Origin of the sequence: Mycolicibacterium agri (assembly GCF_002553505.1) — a bacterium.
In the GTDB taxonomy this organism is placed as follows: domain Bacteria; phylum Actinomycetota; class Actinomycetes; order Mycobacteriales; family Mycobacteriaceae; genus Mycobacterium; species Mycobacterium agri.
The window spans coordinates 80,612-96,964 of the sequence record NZ_PDCP01000010.1 but is presented as its reverse complement, the minus strand read 5'-3'; the positions used below and the strand labels follow the sequence as shown (position 1 = coordinate 96,964).

Sequence of the window (16,353 nt, the reverse complement as noted above, 5' to 3'; positions counted from 1 at the left end):
TCCGATGTCGGACGCGCTGCTCGAAACCATCTCGATCACAAAGCGTTTCGGGGGCCTGACGGCGGTAAACGAGGTCTCGATCTCGGTGCAGGACGGCCAGATCTTCGGCATCGCAGGCCCGAACGGCGCGGGTAAGACCACGTTCTTCGACGTCGTGACGGGAATGACGAAAGCGACATCGGGGGAGGTGAGGTTTCGGGGCGAGAACGTGACGCGTGCCAGCGTCACAGACATCTGCCACAAGGGAATTGCACGCACCTTTCAGCATCCGGCGGTGTTTGACAGCCAGACGGTGCTGGCGAACGTGGTGGTCGGCGCCCACTTCGGCGCCGGCCGCTCGTGGTGGAAGGCGATGCGCAAGTCTCGGGAAACGATCGAACGCGCCGTGGCCGAACTGGAGTTCGTCGGGCTGGCGGGCCGGGCGGATCGGCCGGCCGGCCCGCTGCCAGTGTTCGACAAGAAGAAGCTGATGATCGCCTCGGCGCTGGCGACCCAACCCGTGATCCTTTTCCTCGACGAGCCCTTCGGCGGCCTCAGCCTGTCCGAAATCGACGAGCTGATGGCGCTGCTCATCCAGATCAAGCAGCGAGACATCACGATCGTGCTCATCGAGCATGTGATGCGCGCACTGATGACGCTGTCGGACCGCGTTCTGATCATGAACCAGGGCAAGACCCTGTTCGAAGGCACACCCACAGAGGTCGTCGCACACGAAGAGGTCGTGCGGGTGTATCTCGGCGAGGCGATGTCGACTACCGAACCCGACCCCACCGCGGAGAACACCGATGGTTGATGCACTCCTCGACATTGCCGGCCTGCGAGCAGGCTACGAATCCACCACGGTGCTGCGCGACATCGACCTGCGGGTGGAAGAAGGCCAACTCTCCGTGGTAATCGGGCCGAACGGGCACGGGAAGACGACGCTGCTGCGTGCCATCAGTGGTCTCGTCACGTCCAGCGCAGGACGGATAACCTTTGCAGGACAGGACATCACCCGCATGCGGCCCGAGGCGATCAGCGCGCGTGGTCTGGTCCACATTCCACAGGGAGACGCACTGTTCCCCGATATGACTGTGTTGGAGAACCTCACTCTCGGCGCGTTCCTGCGCCGCGGCGGACGCGCGGAGCGCAGTCAACAGCTGGCGGTCGTTTACGACATCTTCCCGCGACTGGCCGAACGCTCATCGCAACGGGCGCGCACCCTCTCAGGTGGCGAGCGACGCATGCTCGCGCTGGGACGGGGCCTGATGGCGGACGCCAGAATGCTGATGATCGACGAACCGAGCCTCGGTCTGGCGCCGGTACTTGTCGACGAGGTGTACCGGCAAATCGCCCGGATCGCCGAATCGGGCATGACAATCCTTCTGGTCGAGGAGAATTTCTCGCGCGTGCGGGACCTGGCCGACCGGTTGACGCTGATTGAGAACGGTGAAGTCCGGGCGAGCGGAACGGTGCAGGAGGTATTGGCCGACCCTGCCGTTGCAGCTACATATCTGGGGATCGAATCGTGACTCTCGTTCTGCAGACGTTGGTCAGCACCCTGGTGCAGGGTTCCATCCTGGCGCTGATCACCATCGGTATGAGCCTGGTCTACGGCACGCTGCGCGTGCTCAACATGGCCCAGGGCGTCATGGTGATGGTGGGTGGCATGGCCGCATGGGTGTTCGTGGCGCAATGGGGCCTTCCAGTTTGGGCGTCGCTGTTGTTTGCGGCCGCCGTCGCGTTCGCGCTTGGCGTGCTGACCTACTACACGGCGGTGCGCCCCCTTCTCGGAAGGCTGGGCGTCGACTTCGAGATGACGGCGTTCATCTCAACCTTCGCGATCGCCACGATCATCCAGAGCGTCGTGTTGGCGGGGTTCGGACCGCGGCAGCGCTCTTTTCCCGAATTAATCACCGGCAGAGTCGATCTCGTGTCCGGAGTATCGATTACCTACCATTCGCTGTTGATGGCGGCGTTGGCCATCGTGGCGTTGCTCGCGTTAGGAGCGTTCCTGACGCGGTCGCGTTATGGGCTGGCGATCACCGCGGTCGCCCAGGATATCGACGCGGCCAGGCTGCTTGGCATCCCCGCCACCCGCGTCTACGTAATCACCATCGGCTTGGCGGCGGCGTTGGCCGGTATTGCCGGAGTTCTCCTCGCGCCAATCTATTTCGTGTATCCCAACGCCGGCGACCTGCCGCTGCTGCAGGCGATGATCGTTGCGATCTTCGCGGGCCTCGGCAGTGTGCGGGGCACGATCATCGCCGCCTACGTCATCGGTTTCGTACAGGCTGCGGTGTCGATTTACTGGAGTTCGACGTACGCATTGCCGGTGCTGTACGCGGTGATTCTGGTTGTGTTGCTGGTCCGGCCATGGGGGATCGACGGTAAACCGCAGGAGGCCCGGCTGTGACGACATCCAAGACGGCGGCGACCCCAACCTGGTCGGCATCCGACATGGGATGGCCGAGGCCGCAGGTGATCGCGCTTGTGGCAGCCGGCCTGATCGCTGTCGCACTGCCCTTCCTGGTACCGGACCGCAGCTGGTTGGCGGTGGCGACGCTGGGCGCGATCTGGCTGACGCTGAACCAGAGCTGGAACCTGGTACTCGGGTTTTCGCGGGTGTGGCATTTCGGGCAGCTGGCCATCTACGCGATCGGCGCCTACGTCGCCGCGCTGCTGAGCTTGCACAGCACTCTGCCACCCGCGCTCGCAATTTTACTCGGTGGCGTTGCGGCACTGATTGTTTCGGCGCTGCTCTCCCTGCCGGCACTTCGTCTCCGCGGAATATACGTGGCGCTGATGACCTTCGGCTTCGGCGAGGTGGTGCGACTCCTGATCGTGTCGGACCAGACACGGTTCACCGGTGGCACATTCGGCCTGTCTGAATACCCCGGCTTCGACCTCGGCGCGCTCGACGGCCTGACCCGTGACCGGGTCTACTACTGGATCGCCATTGCCGTCGCCATCGTCACCGGCATCGTGCTGTTCCTCATTGTGCGCTCACCGCTGGGCAGCGGGCTCATCGCGCTGCGGGATAATCCCACCCTGGCTGCGGCGAGGGGTGTCAGCCCACGGGTCTACCAGATGCTGGTTTTCGCGGTGTCCGGATTCTTCGCCGGTGTCGCAGGGGCCCTGTACGCATTTGTGTTCGGGGTGGTTTCTCCGTCACTGATGGGTTTGGCGCCGATGACGTTACTTGTCACCATGCTTGTGGTCGGCGGATTAGGCACGGTGATGGGCCCGATCGTCGGCACGGTCATCATGACCTTCGTGCAGGCGCGCCTACAGAGTTGGCCGGACGTCCGGCTGATCATCCTCGGGCTCGTCCTTCTCGTGATGATCGTGGCGGTGCCGCACGGTCTGGTGCCGTTGGGTGCGCGATTGCGGAAGAAGCTCGACGATTGGATCGCCGAAGACGACGAATGACAGGATCCGGCCTACGGCTCGACCCGCCGTGGGTAGTGCGCGACGACGGCCGCGCCGTCCGAGCGCGGGTCCGACGCCGCCGCCAGCGTCCCGTCGGCGTCGATGACGATGACGTTGGCGTGCCCGAGCGCTTCGGTGTGCGGGGCGACGTCAATCGGTGTGAGACCGCTGCGCTGAATCGAATCCCTGGCCATTGTGCTGAGATTCGACTCGATCGTCACTGAATCGACTGTTGCGCCGTCAGTTTGCAAGCCAACCACCGCGCGCGGAGCGGCGACCGCGCTCTCCGCACCGGCGCCGTCGAGGGCGCCAAGCAATATCTGCGCGAGAATCTGTGGTTGACCCTGTCCACCCATGGTGGATAGCACGTGCCGCGGTTCCCGTTCCTCCAGCGTCATTACGGGCATCAATGTGTGCAGAGGCCGCTTGCGCGGCGCGATCACATTTGGTGAGTCACTGTCGAGCGCGAAGCTGGTTCCTCGGTTGTGGAAGAGAATGCCGGTCTCAGGATCGATCAATCCGGAACCGAACGCGTGATACACACTTTGGATCAGCGACACCACATAGCCGTCGCTGTCGGCCGCGGACACCCCGACAGTGTCGCCATGGGGTACCGCGGTGGGACCATTCGCAGCGGCGCCGAGCTCTTCCAGCACATCCAGCCCGTCCTTCATCAGAGCCGAAACGTCAACCTCGACGAAGCGCGGATCGCCCACGTGTGACGCACGAAGGGCGTTGCTCCGGTGAAAGACCCGCATCAGGGTTCCGAGCCCAGCGCCAAGGGGGTCGGTGATCGGCAGTTCGTCGACGGCCCGCAGCGCCCTCAACAACAGCAATCCGTGGGTATTCGGCGGACTGGTAAGTACCGTCAGGCCGCGAAACGGTGTCGAGATGGGTTCGACGACTTCAGCCTCGAAGTCCGCGAAGTCCTCGACCGTCAGCCAGGATCCACGCGAACGCAGATACGAAATGCAGCGCTCGGCGATGCCGCCCTGATAGAAGGTGTCCGGTCCCCCGTCACGTAACGCCGCGAAGCTGTCGGCGAGAGCGGGCTGCGTGAACAGGTCACCGACCCGGAGACTCCTGCCGCTGGGCGCAAACACCCGGTCGAAGTCCTCGCTGCCGAACAGGTCGGCATTCTCCGGATCGGTGATGTGCGATGCCAGGGAGGGCGCGACGGGGACCCCATTGCTCGCTGCCGATTCCGCAGGTGCCAGCGTTCGTGCCCAACTGAGACGAGCACCGAAACCGCGCAATGCCTCCCAGCCGCGGACACCGCCAGGAACGGTCACCGACTCCGCGCCACGGATGGGCAGCCACTTGCCGTTGCCGGCGCGCAACTTTCCGACGTCCGTCGCCGCGCCGGTCCATCCGGAGGCGTTGACGCATCGCACCTCACCGTCCGGAGTACGCACCAGCGCGATGAGATCGCCACCCAGCGCCACGTTGTGTGGATACACAACGGTCAGGACCGCGGCGGCAACGATCGCCGCATCGATCGCGTTACCGCCGTCGCGGTAGGCCTGCATGCCGGCTTCCGAGGCCAGCGCGTGTGGCGTTGCCAGCGCCCCGGTCATGGAGGTGGATACGGCTTGATTGGACAAGATGAGCGCTACTCCTCGCTGTAACTTCCGGCCGAAGACAATTTCGACCCTGTTCGCCGCACGGGCGTCAGACGATGGTGGACAGAAAAGCCTTCGTTCGTTCGTGCTGCGGACTGCTGAACAATTGACTGGGCGGCGCATCTTCGATGATGCGGCCCGCATCCATGACGATGATGCGGTCGGCGACTTCACGGGCGAACCGCATCTCATGGGTGACCACGATCATGGTCATGTTGTCGCGGGCGAGCTCTCGCATCACCGTAAGGACTTCACCGACCATTTCGACATCCAGTGCGCTGGTCGGCTCGTCGAAGAGCATCACTTTGGGGCGCATTGCCAGCGCTCGGGCGATCGCGACGCGCTGTTGCTGACCGCCGGACAGTTGACTCGGTTTGGATTCGCCCTTGTCGGCGAGGCCGACTCGCTCGAGGAGGGCCATCGCGTCGCGACGCGCTTTGTCTTTCGGGGTTCCGAGCACCCGCACGGGACCGTTCCAGACGTTCTCGAGCGCGGTCATGTGTGGGAACAAGTTGAAATGCTGGAAGACGAAACCGATCTCACGACGACGTCGAGCCAGTTCGGTTGTGCTGACCTTCTTTTTGTTGGCGGTGTCGCGGTGGCCGATCGACACTCCTCCGATCAGCACCTCACCGGAATCCACCTCTTCGAGATAGTTGAGCGATCTCAGCAGCGTTGTCTTTCCGGCACCAGACGGCCCGATGAGAACGACGACCTCGCCGCGCATCACGTCGAGCGAGACATCGTCTAGCACCTTTCGGCCGCCGAGCGTGCACGACGCCGCGCGCACGGAGACAATGGGCACGGCGGTGTCCGCAGCGCCACTCATCGTCGACTCCTTTACGTTCATATGCAGCCTCACCCGTGCGTCGGTAGCGCCGTTGCGACTGACCGGCGTGCGCCGGTGAGCCGCTGAATTATGGGAACACGCTGTTCGATACCCAGCTGGCGCGCCAGCCGATTCTCGATTCCCGCCTGTATAAACGTCCAGATCGTGGTCAGCGCAAGGTAATAGATGGCGGCGACGATGAAGATCTCGAATGTGTGGAACGTGTACGAGCTGATCGACTGGGCAACCAGAAACATCTCGCTCACCCCGATCACCGATAGCACCGAGGTGGTCTTCATCATCCCGTTGAACGAGTTGCCGAGCGGAGGAACCATGACGCGAAGCGCCTGAGGCACGATGATCCACCGCATCACCTTCCACGGCTTCATGCCCAATGAAGCCGCCGCCTCGAATTGCCCTTTTGGCACGGAATCGATTCCGGCTCGGACAATCTCGGCGATGTACGCGCTCTCGTTGACCATCAGCCCGATGATCGCGGCCTGTACCGCCGCTCTCACCGACAACCCGAGCAGCGAGACATCGTGGAACTGATAAAGCCCGACCGCCGCCAACCCGGTATAGATCAGCACGAGCTGAACCAACAGCGGTGTGCCCCGAATCGCCCAGATATAAAAACTCGAGCACCAACGCAGTGCGGGGAAGCGTGAGCGGCGCATCAGCGCAATGACCAAACCCAGCAAGGTCGCCAAAGACATTGCGACCACCGAGATGACAATGGTCAGGATCAGCCCGTCGATGAATGGGTCGCTCGGGGTGAACAGGGCGGCCCAGAAGAACTGCCAGTCGAAATGCATTTCAGGCCGATCTCCCGGTTACCGTTGGATGTCGAGGTCTGTCTGACCCCACTGGGAGAGAATCTCGTTGTAGGTCCCGTCGGCTTTCAGTTCGTCGAGCGCCTGCGCAAATGCGTCGTGCAGCGCGGTGTTTCCCTTCAGCGTGGCTGCTCCGATCTTGATGGTTCCGAACGGGTCGCCGGCCATTTGAATCTGCGCACCGGTCTTTGTGGAGTAGTAGCCGATGGTCTCCGCGGTGTCGAGATACGCGTCGACCTGGCCGTTCTGTACCTGTTGCAATGACACATCCGCATGGTTGTTGCGATTGATGTCCACACCGGGTCTACCTGCAGCCGTGCACTTGTCGGACTGCTCCTGCGTCAGCGCTTCTGCTGTAGTGCCGACTGCGACCATGACCTTCTTCCCGCACAGGGTGTCATTCATTCCGGTGATGTCGGCGGGATGGTCTTTGGAGACCGCGATTCCCGTGCCGGAGTAGACGTACGGGACGAAGTCGACGACTTTCTCACGCTCCGGCTTGATGTAGAGCTGAGCCATGATCACGTCACACTGTTTGGCCTGCAGTGTCGGGATGACAGCCGCGAATGCCGACTGGACGAAGTCGGGTTTGAGGCCGAGCTTGGCGGCTATCGCCTTGCCGAGGTCGACCTCGCTGCCGACGAGTGCGCCAGTTTCGTCGTGATAGACGTTCGGCGGGGTGCCGTCGTTGGGTGCGCAGATCTTCAATGTCCCCGCCTCGAGGATCGCGGGTGGCGCGACTTTCGCCGGACCGGTGCTTGTCGGGCTCGCGTCGTCCGACGAGGACGAACAACCGGAGGAGGCAAGGGCGATGGCGGCCAGGGCGGCACCGAAAAAGACAAACTTCTTCATGGTTCCTCCATGATCGAGCTGGCTATCAAACGATAGGCTCCTATCGGTTGATAGGGAAGCTTTTGCGCGTTTTTCTCCAATGCTGGGTATCCCAGCTCGTCAGCGAACTGCTGCCGCTTTCAGACCGCGCAAGCGCCGCGATGTGATCTCTCGAATCTGCGGGAGAGAATCCCTGTCGATGAGCAGTGCGCTGAGGACAAAGTCCGCAGCCTGCAAGGGGCGGTTTTCACGGACCCGGCCTCTTGGACCGCCCTGCTCCCGCAGCGTTTCGAACAAGACCCCGTTCACCGCGCGCTGCACAAAGCTCGGCTCGAAGTCGACGAACTCGTCAGCCCGCTGGCCGGCTGAGATGACGTGCTCGACCAACTGATGAAACAGCGCTATGCCCTTGCGTTCGTCGTCGAACTCGGCCAAGCCGAGGACGGCGTCATGGTAGAGACCGCGGGCGTCGAACGGCTGGATCAGTGCTTCACGCACGTCGCAGGCGACGGCAAAATGCAGTTTCTCCGCCCAGCTCGAGTCCTCTTCGATGCGGCGGCGGATGCGGTCGATCGAAGGGCCGAGATCCAATTCGACTAGCGTTCTGAATATCGCGCTCTTGGCTTCGAAGTGGTGAAACAGCGACGGCTGCCTGATCGACACCGCGTCGGCGATATCGCGGGTCGAGGTGCCGAAATAACCACGCTGGGCGAACAACGTCGACGCCGCGAGCAGAATCCGGCCACGAGTCGACGCCCAATCGATTGACGGTGGCCGCCAACCCTCCCCGTACTTCACGCCTCGATTGTGTCAGCTGAGGCTCATGGATTCGCTCAGCCGAGCAGCGCGCGTGCTTTGGCCTCGGCGGCCTCCGCGTCGATCTGGTGGCGCTTGTTGTACCGCGTGTTGAGGAAGAACGCGCACACAACGACGACCCATGACAGCAGGCTGAGAACTAGCTGCGAACGCAACTCGTCGTCGAAACCCATCTGCACCAGGATCGCGACCATCGCACCGAGAGTCAGCAGTGAAAGGATCGGGAACAGCCACATCTTCATACGCAACTCGGCGCCTTTGTTGCGGCGGCGCAGGACGATCTGTGAGATGGCGATCAGGATGTAGACGAACAGGATGATCGCCCCACTGGAGTTGAGCAGGAAGGCGAAGATGGTGGTTTCGGCGAACGCCGCCGCGACCACGCAAGCGAAGCCGACGATCGACGAGAACAGAATCGCGTTCGCGGGCACACCGCGCCTCGTCAGCCGCAGCAGCCGCTGCGGCGCTTCGTCGCGTGCGGCGAGGACGAACAGCATCCGCGACGCCGTGTACATGCCGGAGTTCAGGCAGCTGAGCACCGCCGTCAACACCACCGCGTTCATGATGTGGTCGGCGTAGGGAATGCCCATCTCGGTGAACGCCGCGACGAACGGAGAGCCGGCCAACCGCTCGTCGTTCCACGGCACAATCGTCACGAGCAGGAACACCGAACAGACGTAGAACACAAGGATTCTCAAGATTACCGAATTCGCCGCCTTCGACACCGCCTTCTCCGGATCCGACGACTCCGCCGCGGCAATCGTTGCGATCTCGGGACCCACCATCGAGAAGATGACCGTCACGATGCCGACAGTGATGACACCTGCACCCAACGGCATGAAGCCGCCGTTGCTCCACAGGTTGGAGAAGTCGGCGGACTTGTTCGGCCACAGGCCCAGCACGAAGCACGCGCCGATCGCCAGGAACGCAAGGATTGCGGCGACCTTGATCCCGGCGAACCAGAATTCGAACTCCCCGTAGGACTTGACGGAGAACAAATTGGTCGCCGTCATCAACACCATGAAGATCAACGCGCACAACCACAATGGGATGTCGATCCAGTACTGCACGATCTTTGCGCCCGCGATCGCCTCGAAGCCGACCACGATCACCCAGAAGTACCAGTACAACCAGCCGACGGAGAATCCCGCCCAATGCCCCAGCGCGTCACGGGAATAGTCGGCGAACGACCCCGTCGACGGGTTGGCCACCGCCATCTCCGCCAGCATCCGCATGACCATGATGATCAGCACGCCGGACAGCGCATAGGTGATGAATACGCCCGGCCCGGTGTCGGCCATCACCACGCCGGAGCCGACGAACAGCCCGGCGCCGATGACGCCGCCGATCGCGATCATCCGCAGTTGACGTTGGCTCAACGCCTTCTTCAGTCCCGGCGGCGCGCTCATGAGCACTCCTTGCGATCCCTCGACCAAGTGAGGGCGAAGTACCCGTTTTCGGCGTCGGCCTAACGTCCTGCCGAGCACGAAATTTCGGCAGACGCACCCCGACCACGCCGGCGTCGGCGCCGAAGAGCGCAATCAGCGTTTTCTGCCGTCAGCTCCGCTAGCGCTTCGTGAAGATGATTCGGTGCCAATCCTTTTCGGCGACACCCGTGATGTCGCTCATCACGTGCTTGATGGTCAAGTACTCCTCGAACGAGTAGTCGCTCATGTCCTTGCCGAACCCGGACGCGCCGACGCCGCCGTGGGGCATCTCGCTGATGATCGGGATGTGGTCGTTGATCCACACACAGCCGGCGTTGATTTCGCGTGAGGCGCGCTGCGCCCGGTACACGTCGCGCGTCCACGCCGAGGCCGCCAATCCGTAGGCGGTGTCGTTGGCCTGCCGCAACGCGTCGTCGTCGTCGGTGAACGACCGCACGGTCAACACCGGACCGAAGATCTCGTCGCGGTAGACCTCGGAGTCCTCGGCGACATCGGCGATGACGGTGGGCAGGTAGAAGGAGCCGGGCCGATCCGGCGCGCTGCCGCCCGTCACGATGCGCCCGCCCTGCCCGGGGGCGCGTTCCACCATGCCGGACACCTTGGCGCGATGGGCCATCGAGATCAGCGGCCCGAGGTCGGTGTCCTCGTCGTCGGGGTCGCCCACCACGACCTTGCTCATCACCTCGGCGACCCCGGAGACGAAGTCGTCGTAGAGGTCGCGGGCGACGATCGCGCGGGTCGCGGCGGTGCAGTCCTGGCCAGTGTTGATCAGGGCACCGGCCACAGCGCCCTGGATCGCGGCGTCGAGGTCGGCGTCATCGAACACCACGAACGGCGCCTTGCCGCCGAGTTCGAGCTGGGTGCGGTGTCCGTGCGCGGCGGCGGCGGCCATCACCTTGCGTCCCACGGGCGTCGACCCGGTGAAGGTGACGACGTCCACGTCGGGGTGGCCGGCGAGCGCGGTGCCGACATCGCCGCCTGCTCCGGTGACGACGTTGAAGACGCCGTCGGGCAGGCCCGCCTCGGTGGCCAGCCGCGCCAGCGTCAGGGTGGTCAGCGGGGTGAGCTCGGCGGGCTTGATGACGACGCTGCATCCCGCGGCCAGGGCGGGCAGCACCTTCCACACCGCCATCTGCAGCGGGTAGTTCCACGGCGTGATCGTGGCGACAACGCCGACGGGCTCGCGCCGGATGCTGGAGGTGTGGTCGCCGGAGTACTCGGCGGTGGCCTTGCCTTCCAGGTGGCGGGCCGCGCCGGCGAAGAAGTCGACGTTGTCGATGCTGCCGGGCACGTCGAACTCGCGGGCCAGGCGGGCGGGCTTACCGGTCTGGCTGACCTCCTCGGCCACCAGTTCGTCGGCATGCTCGTTCATCAGCGCGGCCAGCTTGGCCAGCACCGTTGATCGCTCGACCGGGGCCGCGCGACCCCAATCCGGCTGCGCGGCCCTCGCGGCGGCCACCGCGGTATCGACGTCGGCAGGAGTGGCCAACTTGAGCTCGGCGACAACAGAACCATCCGCCGGGTTGATGACCTGATGAGCGGCGCCCCCGGTGGTCACCGCCGCCCCGTTGATCCAGCTGCCAGCCACGCTGGCCGATACAGTCGAAGTCATGGCCCAACGCTAGCCGACCCGGCCGGTTGAGGGCTACGCTTCCCGCAGCCGCGGAGTCCATCGGCGCGTGATTTCATGGGTTTGGTTGCCTCTAACGACGGATTCCGTGCACAATCTCAGGCATGGCCAACCCGGGTGCTGAGGGCATCCAGCCCGTCCCCATGCGCGTGCAAACACGCCCAGGGGCGGCCGTTCAGCTCGATGACCTGTCTAAGGCGATCATCGAGAAGTTGCAACAGGACGGCCGTCGTTCCTACGCAGGCATCGGCAAGGCGGTGGGCTTGTCCGAGGCCGCGGTGCGGCAACGGGTCCAACGCATGGTCGACGCAGGCGTCATGCAGATTGTCGCCGTCACCGACCCGATGCAGTTGGGTTTCGCCCGGCAGGCGATGATCGGCATCCGCTGCACCGGGGACACCACACGGGTTGCCGAGAAATTGGCCGCGATCGACGCGGTCGAATACGTGGTGCTGACCGCAGGCTCCTTCGACGTCATCGTCGAAGTTGTCTGCGAAGACGACGACGACCTGCTCGATCTGCTCAACACCCAGATCCGCGCACTGCCAGGAGTGATATCCACCGAGACACTCGTATATCTGAAATTGGTTAAGCAGCAATACAATTGGGGTACAAGATGACTACAACCGATATCGCACCCGAAGTCCACTCCGACTTGGCAGCCAAGGCCAATCGGCACCTGTGGGGTCACTTCGCACGGCACGGCAAGGGGATCACTCCGCCGATCATCACCCGCGGTGAGGGTGTCACGATCTGGGATGACAAGGGCAAGAGCTACATTGACGGCCTGTCGGGCCTGTTCGTCGTGCAGGTCGGCCACGGCCGCAAGGAACTCGCCGAGGCGGCCGCCAAGCAGGCCGAGACACTGCCGTTCTTCCCGCTGTGGTCCTACGCCACACCGCCGGCGATCGAATTGGCCGAGCGCCTTGCGCATTACGCGCCCGGCGATCTGAACCGCGTCTTCTTCACCACCGGCGGCGGCGAGGCTGTCGAGACCGCGTGGAAGCTGGCGAAGAACTACTTCAAGGTGATCGGCAAGCCGAGTAAGTACAAGGTGGTGTCGCGTGCGATCGCCTACCACGGCACGCCGCAGGGCGCGTTGGCGATCACCGGTCTGCCCGTCTTCAAGCAACCGTTCGAGCCGCTGACGCCGGGTGGTTTCCGGGTACCGAACACCAACTTCTACCGCGCGCCCGAGCCGTACCACACCGACATCAAGGCGTTCGGTGAGTACTGCGCGGACCGTATCGCCGAGGCCATCGAGTTCGAGGGTCCCGACACCGTCGCCGCGGTGTTCCTCGAGCCGGTGCAGAACGCGGGCGGGTGCTTCCCGCCGCCGCCGGGATACTTCGAGCGGGTCCGCGAGATCTGCGACGAGTACGACGTGCTGCTGGTGTCCGACGAGGTGATCTGCGCCTACGGCCGCATCGGTTCGATGTTCGCCTGCGACGACTTCAACTACGTGCCGGACATGATCACCTGCGCCAAGGGTCTGACGTCGGGCTACTCGCCGATCGGCGCAATGATCGCCAGCGACAAGCTCTTTGAGCCGTTCAACGACGGCAAGACGACGTTCGGGCACGGCTACACGTTCGGCGGGCATCCGGTGTCGTCGGCCGTCGCGTTGGCCAACCTCGACATCTTCGAGCGCGAGGGCATCAACGACCACGTCAAGCAGAACGCGCCCGCGTTCCGCGCGACCCTGGAGAAGCTCTACGACCTGCCCATCGTCGGCGACGTGCGCGGCGAAGGCTTCTTCTACGGCATCGAACTCGTCAAGGACAAGGCCACCAAGGAGACGTTCAACGACGAGGAATCCGAGCGCCTGCTGCGCGGCTTCCTGACCCCGGCGCTGTTCGAGGCCGGGCTGTACTGCCGCGCCGACGACCGCGGCGACCCAGTGGTGCAGCTGGCGCCGCCGCTGATCAGCGGGCAGAAGGAGTTCGACGCGATTTACGAGATCCTTCACGGCGTGCTCAGCGAGGCTTCTCGCCTGCTCTGAGTTGAGCAAGCCGCCCATTGATCCCGTCCGGTGGCAGCCGCCACCGGTCGGGACACTGCCGGACTTTCCGTCGGCGCCGATCACGGTCGTCCCTGTACCGGGCAACGCACCCGAGGACGTCGTGGTCGACGCCGACGGTCAGCTCTGGACCGGTGTCGACGACGGCCGCATCGTGCGGATCAACCCGGACACCGGTGAGACGACCGTCGTCGCCGACACCGGCGGCCGTCCGCTCGGCCTGCACGTGGCCCGCGCCGGTCACCTGCTGATCTGCGACAGCCCGCGCGGCCTGCTCGCGATGGACCCCGTCACGGGAACCATCGAGACCCTCGTCGACGAAGTGGACAACCGCAAGCTGCGGTTCTGTTCGAACGTCACCGAAACCGCCGACGGCACAATCTATTTCACCGAGTCGACGAGCGCGTTCACCTACGCCGACTACATGGGCGCGCTCCTCGAGGCGCGCGGACGCGGCAGCCTGTTCCGCCGCGCCCCGGACGGCACCGTGCTGACGCTGGTGCCCGGGCTGTATTTCGCCAACGGGTTGACGCTGACCGCCGACGGGTCGGCGCTGGTGTACGTCGAACTGCTGGCCCGCCGCCTGATGAAGTACTGGCTGACGGGCCCGAACGCGGCGACGGTCACCCCGCTGGTGGAGAACCTGCCCGGCCTGCCCGACAACCTGTCGACCGGGGCCGACGGCCGCATCTGGTGCGCCTTCGTCGCGCCGGCGAACCCGTCGGCGGACCGCCTGATGAAGGGTTCGCCCATGATCCGCAAGGCGCTCTGGCGGATGCCGTCGCGGTTGCAGCCCAAGCCGGAGGCTGTCGTGTGGGCGGTCGCGTTCGACCCCGACACCGGGCGGGCGGTGGCCGGACTGCGGACCGCGCATCCTCGGTTCAGCCAAGTCACCGGCATGGTCGAGGCGGGCGGAAAGCTCTGGATGAGCTCGATCGGCGGGCCCGCCGTCGCGTGGGTCGACCTGGCCGCGACCGCGCTGCCCTGAGCTCAGCCCGCTTGCCGCGCCTGAACCCAGCCCGCTAACCGCGCCTGAACCCAGCCGCGTGCCGCGCCGAGATCGACATTTTGGCGGGTCCCTCTCGCACTTTCCCGCCCATATGTCGGTTTGGGCGGGACGTGGGAGTCACAGGAGGCACTGTAATCACAGGAGTCACAGCGTTTCTCCCGTGATCTGCGGGCTGGATCGCCTATTCTGCGCACACGATGGCGACCTTCCCACGCGTATGCCTGCGCGCGACCGCACTGGTAGCGGTCCTTTTCCTGCTGGCAAGCCCGGTGCTGGCGAACGCCGAACCCAACGCCGCACCCGACGGGTCCTGCCCGTATCGGGTCAGCACCCCACCCGCCGTCGACTCGTCGGAGGTACCCGAGTCGGGCGACCCGCCCGAGCCGTTGGCGGTGCCGTCGGATCCCGTCGGCGGCGATGCGCTGGGCGGCTGCGGCGTGATCGTCGCGCCGGGCACGCCGCCGTTACCCGACGACATCTCCGCCGAGGCCTGGCTGGTGGCCGACCTCGACAGCGGCGACGTCATCGCCGCGAAGGATCCGCACGGCCGCCACCGCCCGGCCAGCGTCATCAAGGTGCTGGTCGCCATGCAGGCGCTTCGCGAGCTTCCCGTTCACAAGGTCATCCCCGGCACCGCCGAGGACGCCGCCGTCGAAGGCACGAAGGTGGGCATCGGCGAGGGCGGCCACTACTCGATCCGCGACATCCTGCACGGGTTGCTCATGCACTCCGGCAACGACGCCGCCAACGCGCTCGCCCGCCAGATGGGCGGCATGGACGCCACGCTGGGCAAGCTCAACGACCTCGCGCGCAAGCTCGGCGGCCGCGACACCCGGGTGGCCACGCCATCGGGTCTGGACGGCCCCGGCATGAGCACGTCGGCCTACGACATCGGCCTGTTCTACCGATATGCCTGGCAGAACCCGACATTCGCCGAGATCGTCGCGACCAAGACCTTCGACTTCCCCGGGCGTGGCGACGTGGGCTATCCGGTCGAGAACGACAATCAGCTGCTCTACAACTATCCGGGCGCGCTGGGCGGCAAGACCGGCTACACCGACGACGCCGGTCAGACATTCGTCGGCGCCGCTGAGCGCGACGGGCGCCGCCTGGTCGCTGTGCTGTTGCGCGGCACCCGTCAACCGATCCCGCCGTGGCAGCAGGCCGCGCACCTGCTGGACTACGGGTTCGCCACCGCGCCCGGCACGAAGGTCGGCACGCTGGTCGAACCCGACCCCTCATTGGTGGCGACGCCGCAGGAGGCGGCCGGCGATGTGAGGGTTGACGCAGCTCCCCCGCTGCCGGCCGCCGACGCGATGCCCGTGCGGGTCGGTGTCGCGTTCATCGGCGCCATCATCGTGTTCTGTTTGATCATGGGCGCCAGGTCATTGAACCGGCGACCCCAGCATTAGTGCGCGGGATGCTTCTGGTGTTCCGCTTCTGCCAGGCGCGCCAGCGCTAACGCACCGACCAGCAGACCGAAGTCGCGCAGGGCGATGTCGTAGAAGCCGGGCACCGTGAGCAGGTTGATGATGATGCCCGCGAGCCACACCGCGACGACGTAGCCGCCGATGCGGGGCGCGACCGCGACGAGGATGCCCGCCGCGATCTCGATGACACCGACGATGTACATCGCCGTCTGGGCTGAGCCGGGCACTATGCCGTCGATCCATGGCGCCAGATAGGTCGGCCAATCCACCAGAAGGTTGGCGAACTTGTCTAGGCCGAACAGGATCGGCGCCACGGCGAACACGGTGCGGAGTAGCAGAAATCCCTGGTAGGCGGGGTCCCGTAGCCGGGACCGGTCCACGAGAGAAACAGTAGCCATAGCCTTGTTCCTTTCTAACGGATGATAATATTCACGTTAGAACGACAACATTGTAACGTCAAGACTGTTCTCCGTT

Annotated in this window: 15 protein-coding genes and 1 pseudogene; 8 read left to right on the top strand and 8 right to left on the bottom strand. The window is 64.6% G+C overall.

What is annotated here, in order from left to right; translation table 11 throughout:
- The first annotated feature begins 4 nt into the window (after nt 1-4).
- The 4 genes from CQY20_RS07745 to CQY20_RS07730 are packed head-to-tail and all read left to right on the top strand — an operon-like array spanning nt 5 to nt 3,411.
- Nucleotides 5-793: an ABC transporter ATP-binding protein gene (locus CQY20_RS07745; protein WP_163700792.1), complete on the top strand. Its 789-nt coding sequence runs from the start codon at nt 5-7 to the stop codon at nt 791-793.
- Nucleotides 786-1,511: an ABC transporter ATP-binding protein gene (locus CQY20_RS07740; protein ID WP_097939489.1), complete on the top strand. Its 726-nt coding sequence runs from the start codon at nt 786-788 to the stop codon at nt 1,509-1,511. The genes CQY20_RS07745 and CQY20_RS07740 overlap by 8 nt, the downstream gene beginning before the upstream one ends.
- On the top strand, nt 1,508-2,395 hold the full coding sequence (locus CQY20_RS07735; RefSeq protein ID WP_163700795.1) for a branched-chain amino acid ABC transporter permease: 888 nt from the start codon (nt 1,508-1,510) through the stop codon (nt 2,393-2,395). The genes CQY20_RS07740 and CQY20_RS07735 overlap by 4 nt, the downstream gene beginning before the upstream one ends.
- Complete coding sequence (locus CQY20_RS07730) at nt 2,392-3,411, top strand: branched-chain amino acid ABC transporter permease (RefSeq protein ID WP_097939487.1); 1,020 nt, start codon at nt 2,392-2,394, stop codon at nt 3,409-3,411. The genes CQY20_RS07735 and CQY20_RS07730 overlap by 4 nt, the downstream gene beginning before the upstream one ends.
- 11 nt (nt 3,412-3,422) lie before the next feature.
- Here the strand turns inward: CQY20_RS07730 and CQY20_RS07725 are convergent, their stop codons facing one another.
- The 7 genes and pseudogenes from CQY20_RS07725 to CQY20_RS07695 all read right to left on the bottom strand — a co-directional run bounded on the left by CQY20_RS07725 (nt 3,423) and on the right by CQY20_RS07695 (nt 11,402).
- Nucleotides 3,423-5,015 carry a gamma-glutamyltransferase family protein gene (locus tag CQY20_RS07725; RefSeq protein ID WP_234816146.1) on the bottom strand — a complete coding sequence of 531 codons (1,593 nt, stop codon included), beginning with the start codon at nt 5,013-5,015 and terminating at the stop codon, nt 3,423-3,425.
- 67 nt (nt 5,016-5,082) lie between these two features.
- Entirely contained in the window at nt 5,083-5,862 is a 780-nt protein-coding gene (locus tag CQY20_RS07720) for an amino acid ABC transporter ATP-binding protein (protein WP_097939485.1), read from the bottom strand.
- Between the two features lie 29 nt (nt 5,863-5,891).
- Nucleotides 5,892-6,677, bottom strand: a complete 786-nt coding sequence (locus tag CQY20_RS07715) for an amino acid ABC transporter permease (protein WP_097939484.1) — start codon at nt 6,675-6,677, stop codon at nt 5,892-5,894.
- Nucleotides 6,678-6,695: 18 nt separating this feature from the next.
- Nucleotides 6,696-7,547 carry an ABC transporter substrate-binding protein gene (locus CQY20_RS07710; protein ID WP_097939483.1) on the bottom strand — a complete coding sequence of 284 codons (852 nt, stop codon included), beginning with the start codon at nt 7,545-7,547 and terminating at the stop codon, nt 6,696-6,698.
- A 99-nt stretch (nt 7,548-7,646) separates the two neighbouring features.
- Nucleotides 7,647-8,324 (bottom strand): TetR/AcrR family transcriptional regulator, encoded by a 678-nt coding sequence (locus CQY20_RS07705; protein WP_097939482.1) that lies wholly within the window; start codon nt 8,322-8,324, stop codon nt 7,647-7,649.
- A gap of 121 nt (nt 8,325-8,445) precedes the next feature.
- Nucleotides 8,446-9,751, bottom strand: a pseudogene (locus CQY20_RS07700) (amino acid permease); the annotation flags it as partial.
- A gap of 157 nt (nt 9,752-9,908) precedes the next feature.
- The gene (locus CQY20_RS07695) at nt 9,909-11,402 is read right to left on the bottom strand and encodes a gamma-aminobutyraldehyde dehydrogenase (protein WP_097939480.1); all 1,494 of its coding nucleotides are present in this window, start codon (nt 11,400-11,402) and stop codon (nt 9,909-9,911) included.
- A 122-nt stretch (nt 11,403-11,524) separates the two neighbouring features.
- Here CQY20_RS07695 and CQY20_RS07690 point away from each other — a divergent pair, with 122 nt between their 5' ends.
- The 4 genes from CQY20_RS07690 to CQY20_RS07675 all read left to right on the top strand — a co-directional run bounded on the left by CQY20_RS07690 (nt 11,525) and on the right by CQY20_RS07675 (nt 15,861).
- Complete coding sequence (locus tag CQY20_RS07690) at nt 11,525-12,040, top strand: Lrp/AsnC family transcriptional regulator (protein ID WP_097939479.1); 516 nt, start codon at nt 11,525-11,527, stop codon at nt 12,038-12,040.
- Nucleotides 12,037-13,422 (top strand): aspartate aminotransferase family protein, encoded by a 1,386-nt coding sequence (locus tag CQY20_RS07685; protein ID WP_097939478.1) that lies wholly within the window; start codon nt 12,037-12,039, stop codon nt 13,420-13,422. The genes CQY20_RS07690 and CQY20_RS07685 overlap by 4 nt, the downstream gene beginning before the upstream one ends.
- 1 nt (nt 13,423) lies before the next feature.
- Nucleotides 13,424-14,428 (top strand): SMP-30/gluconolactonase/LRE family protein, encoded by a 1,005-nt coding sequence (locus CQY20_RS07680; protein ID WP_097939477.1) that lies wholly within the window; start codon nt 13,424-13,426, stop codon nt 14,426-14,428.
- Nucleotides 14,429-14,646: 218 nt separating this feature from the next.
- Nucleotides 14,647-15,861, top strand: a complete 1,215-nt coding sequence (locus CQY20_RS07675; protein WP_097939476.1) for a D-alanyl-D-alanine carboxypeptidase family protein — start codon at nt 14,647-14,649, stop codon at nt 15,859-15,861.
- On the opposite strand, the gene CQY20_RS07670 is transcribed toward CQY20_RS07675, so the two are convergent.
- On the bottom strand, nt 15,858-16,277 hold the full coding sequence (locus tag CQY20_RS07670) for a hypothetical protein (RefSeq protein ID WP_097939475.1): 420 nt from the start codon (nt 16,275-16,277) through the stop codon (nt 15,858-15,860). The two genes, CQY20_RS07675 and CQY20_RS07670, sit on opposite strands and share 4 nt — an antisense overlap.
- Nucleotides 16,278-16,353: the final 76 nt, after the last annotated feature.